At 33.8% G+C, this 7,820-nt stretch carries 8 protein-coding genes and 1 tRNA gene; 7 read left to right on the forward strand and 2 right to left on the reverse strand.

Annotated elements, in window-relative coordinates; translation table 11 throughout:
• Together QZ824_RS09775 and QZ824_RS09780 are read left to right on the forward strand one after the other, a co-directional pair.
• On the forward strand, window positions 1-902 hold a 902-nt coding region (locus QZ824_RS09775), incomplete at its 5' end, for a HAMP domain-containing sensor histidine kinase (protein ID WP_291275837.1).
• On the forward strand, window positions 903-1,685 hold the full coding sequence (locus QZ824_RS09780) for an enoyl-CoA hydratase-related protein (protein ID WP_291275844.1): 783 nt from the start codon (window positions 903-905) through the stop codon (window positions 1,683-1,685).
• Window positions 1,686-1,732: 47 nt separating this feature from the next.
• Here the strand turns inward: QZ824_RS09780 and QZ824_RS09785 are convergent.
• A tRNA-Leu gene (locus QZ824_RS09785) sits at window positions 1,733-1,814 on the reverse strand.
• 178 nt (window positions 1,815-1,992) lie between these two features.
• Complete coding sequence (locus QZ824_RS09790) at window positions 1,993-3,381, reverse strand: dipeptidase (RefSeq protein WP_291275838.1); 1,389 nt, start codon at window positions 3,379-3,381, stop codon at window positions 1,993-1,995.
• A 130-nt stretch (window positions 3,382-3,511) separates the two neighbouring features.
• Here QZ824_RS09790 and QZ824_RS09795 point away from each other — a divergent pair, with 130 nt between their 5' ends.
• The 5 genes from QZ824_RS09795 to QZ824_RS09815 all read left to right on the forward strand — a co-directional run bounded on the left by QZ824_RS09795 (window position 3,512) and on the right by QZ824_RS09815 (window position 7,638).
• Window positions 3,512-4,066 carry a 30S ribosomal protein S16 gene (locus QZ824_RS09795; protein WP_291275839.1) on the forward strand — a complete coding sequence of 185 codons (555 nt, stop codon included), beginning with the start codon at window positions 3,512-3,514 and terminating at the stop codon, window positions 4,064-4,066.
• A 12-nt stretch (window positions 4,067-4,078) separates the two neighbouring features.
• A complete protein-coding gene (rimM, locus tag QZ824_RS09800) occupies window positions 4,079-4,606 on the forward strand; it encodes a ribosome maturation factor RimM (protein WP_291275840.1) in 528 nt (175 codons plus the stop codon).
• Window positions 4,607-4,629: 23 nt separating this feature from the next.
• A complete protein-coding gene (locus QZ824_RS09805) occupies window positions 4,630-5,334 on the forward strand; it encodes a methyltransferase (RefSeq protein ID WP_291275841.1) in 705 nt (234 codons plus the stop codon).
• 226 nt (window positions 5,335-5,560) lie between these two features.
• Window positions 5,561-6,739 (forward strand): acyl-CoA dehydrogenase family protein, encoded by a 1,179-nt coding sequence (locus QZ824_RS09810; RefSeq protein ID WP_291275842.1) that lies wholly within the window; start codon window positions 5,561-5,563, stop codon window positions 6,737-6,739.
• 116 nt (window positions 6,740-6,855) lie between these two features.
• Entirely contained in the window at window positions 6,856-7,638 is a 783-nt protein-coding gene (locus tag QZ824_RS09815; RefSeq protein ID WP_291275843.1) for a DUF3050 domain-containing protein, read from the forward strand.
• Window positions 7,639-7,820 lie beyond the last annotated feature (182 nt).

The following is a 7,820-nucleotide window of genomic DNA, read 5'->3' on the forward strand; positions in this document are numbered from 1 at the left end:
GATATGCACAGGTCTACATTGTAATGTTGATTTTTTCTATTTATTTTTCATTTACATTATCAAAAACAATAACCAAATCACTAACACAAATTTCGGAAAAAATTGAATTAACCAGATTAAATCAACGCAATGAAAAATTAGCTTTGCAACCTGGCGATCAAGAAATCAATGCCTTAATTCAATCCTACAACAACATGGTGGATGAACTTGAGGAAAGTGCTCAAAAATTGGCTCAAAGCGAACGTGAATATGCTTGGCGGGAAATGGCAAAACAAGTAGCACATGAAATTAAAAACCCATTAACACCAATGAAGTTAACGGTACAAAGTTTCCAACGAAAATTTAATCCTGATGACCCGAACATCACCCAAAAACTTAATGATTATTCAGAAACACTCATTCAACAAATTGATACCATGAGTGCTGTTGCAAATGCTTTTTCAAACTTTGCCTCTATGCCAGCACAAGATAACGAATCATTAAATATCGTTAAGGTTGCTAAAATTGCATTAGAAATTTTTAATGAAGATTACATTCGTTTTATTTCTAATGAAGATGAAGTTATTCTTCACTTTGACAAAACACAATTGATACGTATCATTACTAATTTAGTAAAAAATGCCATTCAAGCAATCCCTGAAGAACAGAAAGAAAAATTAGTTGAAGTTAAATTGGAACGAACAAAATCAACAGTAAGACTTTATGTTAAAGATAATGGAATAGGAATTGCTGAAGATCAAAAACAGTTAATCTTTGAACCAAAATTTACCACTAAAAATAGCGGAATGGGATTAGGATTAGCAATAATAAAAAATATAGTAGAGAATTATAATGGATTCATTACTTTTGAATCAACCTTAGGACTAGGTTCAACCTTTTGTGTAGAATTACCCATAAAATAAATCATAATGGAAAATATTTTAATTGAAAAATCAAATCAAATAGCGGTTGTTACAATTAATAGACCAACCAAATTAAATGCCTTAAACAAAGCTACCATTGAGGAATTACATCATGCTTTTGGAAGTTTAGAAAAAGATCCTGAAGTGAAAGCAATTATTATAACTGGCAGTGGTGAAAAAGCTTTTGTTGCAGGTGCAGACATCTCAGAATTTGCTCATTTTTCGGCAGAGCAAGGAAGAACATTGGCAGCTAAAGGACAGGAATTATTATTTGATTTTGTTCAAAATTTAAGTACACCAGTTATTGCAGCTATTAATGGTTTTGCATTAGGAGGTGGATTAGAATTAGCTATGTCTTGTCATTTCAGAATTGCATCATCCAATGCTAAAATGGGATTACCAGAAGTAACACTAGGCTTAATTCCAGGTTATGGAGGAACACAAAGATTAGCGCAATTAGTAGGCAAAGGAAGAGCTATGGAAATGATTATGACCGCTAGTATGATTGATGCTACAACTGCTCAAAACTACGGTTTAGTAAATCATGTGGTTACACAAGAAGAATTATTAGATTTCACCAAAGGAATTGCTATTAAAATTACTGCTAATTCAAGTGTTGCTATAGCAAAAGCAATACAAGCCGTAAATGCTAATTATACAAACGGAGTAAACGGTTATGAGGTGGAAATCAATAATTTTGGTGCTTGCTTTGGTACAGAGGATTTTAAAGAAGGTACAACTGCTTTCCTAGAAAAAAGAAAAGCTATATTTCCAGGAAAATAAATAAAAAAAGCGCTAAACTTTATATGGAGTTTAGCGCTTTCTAATTGTGCGGGTGATAGGACTCGAACCTACACACCTTGCGGCACCAGATCCTAAGTCTGGCGTGTCTACCAATTTCACCACACCCGCAGTGGTATTGGACTGCAAATATAGAAACAAAGCATCTAAAACCAAATTTTATTTAACTTTTTTTGACAAAAAAATAAAGCAGTTTAGCTAAAACCATAGCTAATAACCAAGATATGAGTTTTTTACCAACAAAGCTTTGACAAAAATAGCCTTAAGGATTTCTTAAGGCTATTCACTATTATTTACTCAATTCAGCAAAATATTTGTAAAACAATGGTATAGTTTCTATTCCTTTCAGATAATTAAAAACACCATAATGCTCATTAGGCGAATGAATAGCATCACTGTCTAATCCAAATCCCATCATGATGGTTTTACTTTTTAATTCTTGTTCAAATAAAGCAACAATGGGTATACTTCCTCCTGAACGAACAGGAATTGGTGTCACGCCAAATGAATCAGAATAAGCTTTTGAAGCAGCTTGATATCCGATAGAATCAATTGGAGTCACATAGCCTTGTCCGCCATGATGAGGTGTTACTTTTACTTTAACGGCATTTGGCGCAATACTTTCAAAATGTTTTTGAAATAATTGTGTAATTTCTTCCCAATCTTGGTTCGGAACCAATCGCATTGAAATTTTTGCATACGCTTTACTTGCAATAACTGTTTTAGCCCCTTCGCCAGTATATCCTCCCCAAATTCCATTAACATCTAATGTAGGACGGATAGAATTTCTTTCGTTTGTAGTATAACCAGTTTCGCCATATTCTTCTGCAATATCCAATGCTTTATTATACGCCTCTTGACTAAATGGCCTTTTTGCCATTTGTGCACGTTCTTCTTGAGACAATTCTTCAACACGATCATAAAAACCAGGAATGGTAATATGATTGTTTTCGTCGTGTAAAGAAGCAATCATTTTGGTCAAAACATTTATCGGATTGGCTACAGCACCTCCGTATAAACCAGAATGTAAATCTCTATTTGGGCCAGTTACTTCTACTTCTACATAACTCAAACCTCTTAATCCAGTTGTGATAGAAGGTTGGGTGTTAGAAATCATACCCGTATCCGAAATTAAAATCACATCATTGGCTAATTTTTCGTGGTTACGTTCTACAAACCATCCCAAACTTTTAGAACCTACTTCTTCCTCTCCTTCAATCATAAATTTCACGTTACAATGAAGGCAGTTGTTTTGAACCATATATTCAAAAGCTTTTACGTGCATGTACATTTGACCTTTATCATCACAAGCGCCTCTTGCAAAAATAGCACCTTCTGGATGTAATTCCGTTTTTTTGATTATAGGTTCAAAAGGAGGAGAGTCCCACAATTCAATTGGATCGGCAGGTTGCACATCATAATGACCATAAACTAAAACAGTAGGAAGCTTTGGGTCAATAATTTTTTCGCCAAAAACAATAGGATAGCCAGGAGTCTCGCATAACTCCACCACATCACATCCTGCTTTTTCTAAACTGTTTTTTACCGCATTTGCTGTGTCGATAACATCCTGAGCATAAGCACTATCTGCACTTACTGAAGGGATTTTTAATAATTCAATTAATTCATTTAAAAAACGTTCTTTGTTTTCTTGAACGTATTGTTTTATGTTTTCCATGGTTGTTTATTGTAAAAGTCAAAGATAAGTATTTGTCTTTTAATTATTTGTTTTTTGTGGTTTCAAAAAAAGTTGTACATTTGCACCCTTAATAACCGAGGTCGAGAACCTCAAATTAATCAATTAGATTATGTCAGTAAAAATTAGATTACAAAGACATGGTAAAAAAGGGAAACCTTTTTACTGGATCGTAGCGGCAGATGCGCGCGCAAAAAGAGATGGTAAATTCTTAGAAAAATTAGGAACTTACAATCCAAACACTAACCCTGCTACTATCGATTTAAACATCGATAAAGCGGCTCAATGGTTATTCAATGGTGCACAACCTACGGATACTGCTAGAGCAATTTTATCTTACAAAGGGGCGTTATTAAAACACCACTTAGATGGAGGGGTAAGAAAAGGTGCTTTAACTCAAGAACAAGCAGATGCTAAATTAGCAGCTTGGTTAGAAGAAAAAGCAGGAAAAGTAGCTAATAAAGAAACTGGTTTAGCAAAAGCACAAGCAGATGCTAAAGCAGCGGCATTAAAAGCTGAAAAAGAAGCAAACGAAAAACGTATTGCTGCTCAAGCTGAGGCTGCAAAAGCAGCAGAAGCTACTGAAGAAGTAGTTGAGACTCCAGAAGTTGAAGCTGCTAATGAAGAAGCACCAGCTACAGAAGAAAACAACGAAACAGAAGCTTAATATAGTGCGATAATGCGTAAAGACGAATGTTTCTATTTAGGCAAAATCGCTAAAAAGTTTAGTTTCAAAGGCGAAGTTCTATGTTATTTAGACACAGACGAGCCTGAAATGTATCAAAATTTGGAATCAGTTTTCGTTCAAATGAATCGAAATCTGGTTCCATTTTTTATTGAACAATCTTCCCTACATAAAGATAAATTCCTTCGTGTAAAATTTGAAGAAGTTGATTCAGAGGCTGAAGCTGAAAATCTTTTGGGTTCTGAGTTGTATTTACCACTGACTTTATTACCTCAATTAGAAGGCAATCAATTTTATTACCATGAAATTATTGGTTTTAAAGTGGTTGATCAACGTTTAGGTGACATTGGAACGATTCATTCCATTATTGAAAATACCGCACAACCTCTTTTTGAAATATTCAAAGGAGAAAAACAAATCCTTATTCCTATGATTGACGATTTTATAGTAGAAGTGAATCGTTCTAAAAAGGAAATTACCATGAATACCCCAGTTGGATTAGTGGATTTGTACCTTGAATAAAACGTAATAATTGAAATTTAAATATGTTTCAATTCAAACAATTTGCTATAGAACAAGACCGCTGTGCCATGAAAGTAGGAACAGATGGTGTTTTACTTGGAGCATGGACGCCATTAATTAATCATCCATTTTCAATTTTAGACATTGGCGCAGGTACAGGTTTAATTGCTTTAATGTTAGCACAAAGAAGTCAAGCCGAACAGATTGATGCAATCGAAATTGATGCCGATGCGTATGAACAATGTGTGGAAAATTTTGAAAATTCACCATGGAATGACCGCTTGTATTGTTATCATGCAGGTTTAGATGAATTTGTGGATGAAGTAGAAGAGTTGTTTGATGTTATTGTTTCTAATCCGCCTTTTTATACAGATGAATTTAAATCGGGCGATGAAAAACGCGATTTTGCTCGGTTTGAAGACGCATTGCCTTTTGAAGAATTAATTGAAGCAGCCGATTTTTTTCTTTCTGACGCTGGAATTTTCTCTGTTATAATTCCTTATAAAGAAGAACAACATTTCCTTCAGTTATGTCAGGAACACGGGTTGTTTCCCTTAAAAATTACTCGTGTAAAAGGTACACCTACAACAGAAATTAAGCGAAGTTTATTGGCTTTTACTCGAATTCAACAAGCACCTTTCATTGATGAATTGGTTATAGAAACTGCTCGTCATCAATACACTCCAGAATATATTGAATTGACAAAGGATTTTTATTTAAAGATGTGATTTTAACTTCTGTTATTCAATATTATTTATCACATTTTCACATTCTTTTGTTAAAAATTATATATTTTTGTATTCGCTAAGTTAAAGAGTACGTACCTAGAGTATAAAAACAAACAAAAACACACAAATTATTATGACATCGCTACTAATTAAAAGTTCGCGTATGCAACACAACTATTAAAAAGCGATGCCATAAGTTACAAATGAAAAATTAAAACTTAAACTTATGAAACCAGACTTATTTCAAGCTCCTGATTATTACTTGTTAGATGATTTACTAACAGAAGAACATAAATTAGTGCGCGATTCTGCTCGTGCCTGGGTTAAAAAAGAAGTTTCTCCTATTATTGAAGAATATGCACAACGTGCAGAATTCCCGAAACAAATTGTAAAAGGTTTGGGAGAAATTGGTGGATTTGGACCGTATATTCCAGTAGAATATGGTGGTGCTGGATTGGATCAAATTTCATATGGTTTAATCATGCAAGAAATTGAGCGTGGTGATTCAGGTGTGCGATCTACTTCTTCGGTGCAGTCTTCATTAGTAATGTATCCTATTTGGAAATATGGTAACGAAGAACAACGTATGAAGTATTTGCCTAAATTAGCTACTGGAGAAATGATGGGTTGTTTTGGTTTAACAGAACCAGATTATGGGTCTAATCCAGGGGGCATGGTAACTAATTTTAAAGATATGGGCGATCATTATCTTTTAAATGGGGCTAAAATGTGGATTTCAAATGCGCCGTTTGCTGATATTGCGGTTGTTTGGGCTAAAAATGAAGAAGGAAGAATTCACGGATTAATCGTGGAACGAGGAATGGAAGGTTTTTCAACTCCTGAAACTCACAATAAATGGTCGTTAAGAGCTTCGGCAACTGGAGAGCTTATTTTTGATAATGTAAAAGTGCCTAAAGAAAATTTATTACCAAATAAATCTGGTTTAGGTGCGCCACTAGGATGTTTAGATTCAGCTCGTTATGGTATTGCTTGGGGTGCTATTGGAGCAGCAATGGATTGTTATGATACTGCATTACGATATTCAAAAGAAAGGATTCAGTTTGATAAACCAATCGGAGCAACACAATTACAACAAAAGAAATTAGCGGAGATGATAACTGAAATCACTAAAGCACAATTATTAACTTGGAGATTAGGTGTTCTACGAAATGAAGGAAGAGCTACATCAGCTCAAATTTCTATGGCAAAACGTAATAATGTTGACATGGCTATCAATATTGCACGTGAAGCACGTCAAATGCTTGGAGGTATGGGTATAACAGGAGAATATTCAATCATGAGACACATGATGAATTTAGAATCTGTAATCACTTATGAAGGAACACACGATATCCACTTATTAATTACAGGTATGGATGTTACTGGCTTTCCAGCCTTCAAATAATTAAACAATAAATAAAATTGACATAAAATGCTTCTCTAATTCGAGAAGCATTTTTATTTTTGTTTTATAAATCATTTTATTTCAGATACCTTTTATTTGAAAGAAACTCACTTATTATGACAATAGAAAATATAAACACAAACATTCAACCTTTAAAAGAACAGTTATTACATCATCTCTTGTATGAAAAGGTTACTTCCATTGAAGATTTACATATTTTTTTAGAAAATCACGTATATGCAGTATGGGATTTTATGTCTCTATTAAAGGCATTACAAGCAAAGTTAACATGCATAACTACACCATGGTTGCCTATTGGTAATCCAGAAATAAGATACTTAATTAATGAAATTGTAGTAGCAGAAGAAACAGATATAGCAAGCGATGGAAACCGTCAAAGTCATTATGAAATGTATTTAGATGCTATGCAACAGTGTGGAGCCAATGTTAATGATGTAAATCAGTTTCTTAATGATGTGGCCACAACCAAAAATATTTTTGTGTCTATAAAAACATCTAAACTTGATGAAAAAGTAAAAGCCTTCCTAGATTATACATTCAGAATAATTGAAGAGGGGAAACCGCATAAAATTGCAGCCGCATTTACTTTTGGTAGAGAAGATTTAATTCCAACGATGTTTACTGAAATATTGCGTAATTTTCAGCAAAACTTTCCAGAAACAAATTTGTCTAAATTGATTTATTATTTCGAAAGACATATTGAACTAGATGCAGAAGAACACGGTCCTATGGCTATGCAAATGATTTCAGAATTATGTGGCCAAGACACAAAAAAATGGGAAGAAGTAGAAGCAACTTCAATTGAAGCACTTGAAAAAAGAATAGGCTTATGGGATGCTATTTTAAAACAAATTGAATACAAACACGAATTGGTCTAATAAAGCAATCTAGATAGCTGTAAACAATTTAAAAAGAAAACCTATGCATATTGAACACATAGGTTTTCTTTTTGTTTATAATCATCATTTATTTAAAAATATTATAGAAACAAAAAAGCCTCATCTTAATAGATGAGGCTTTTAAAAGAAGGCGGCGACCTACTCTCCCACAGATTGCAGTA

Origin of the sequence: Flavobacterium sp., from assembly GCF_021151785.1 — a bacterium.
GTDB lineage: Bacteria > Bacteroidota > Bacteroidia > Flavobacteriales > Flavobacteriaceae > Flavobacterium.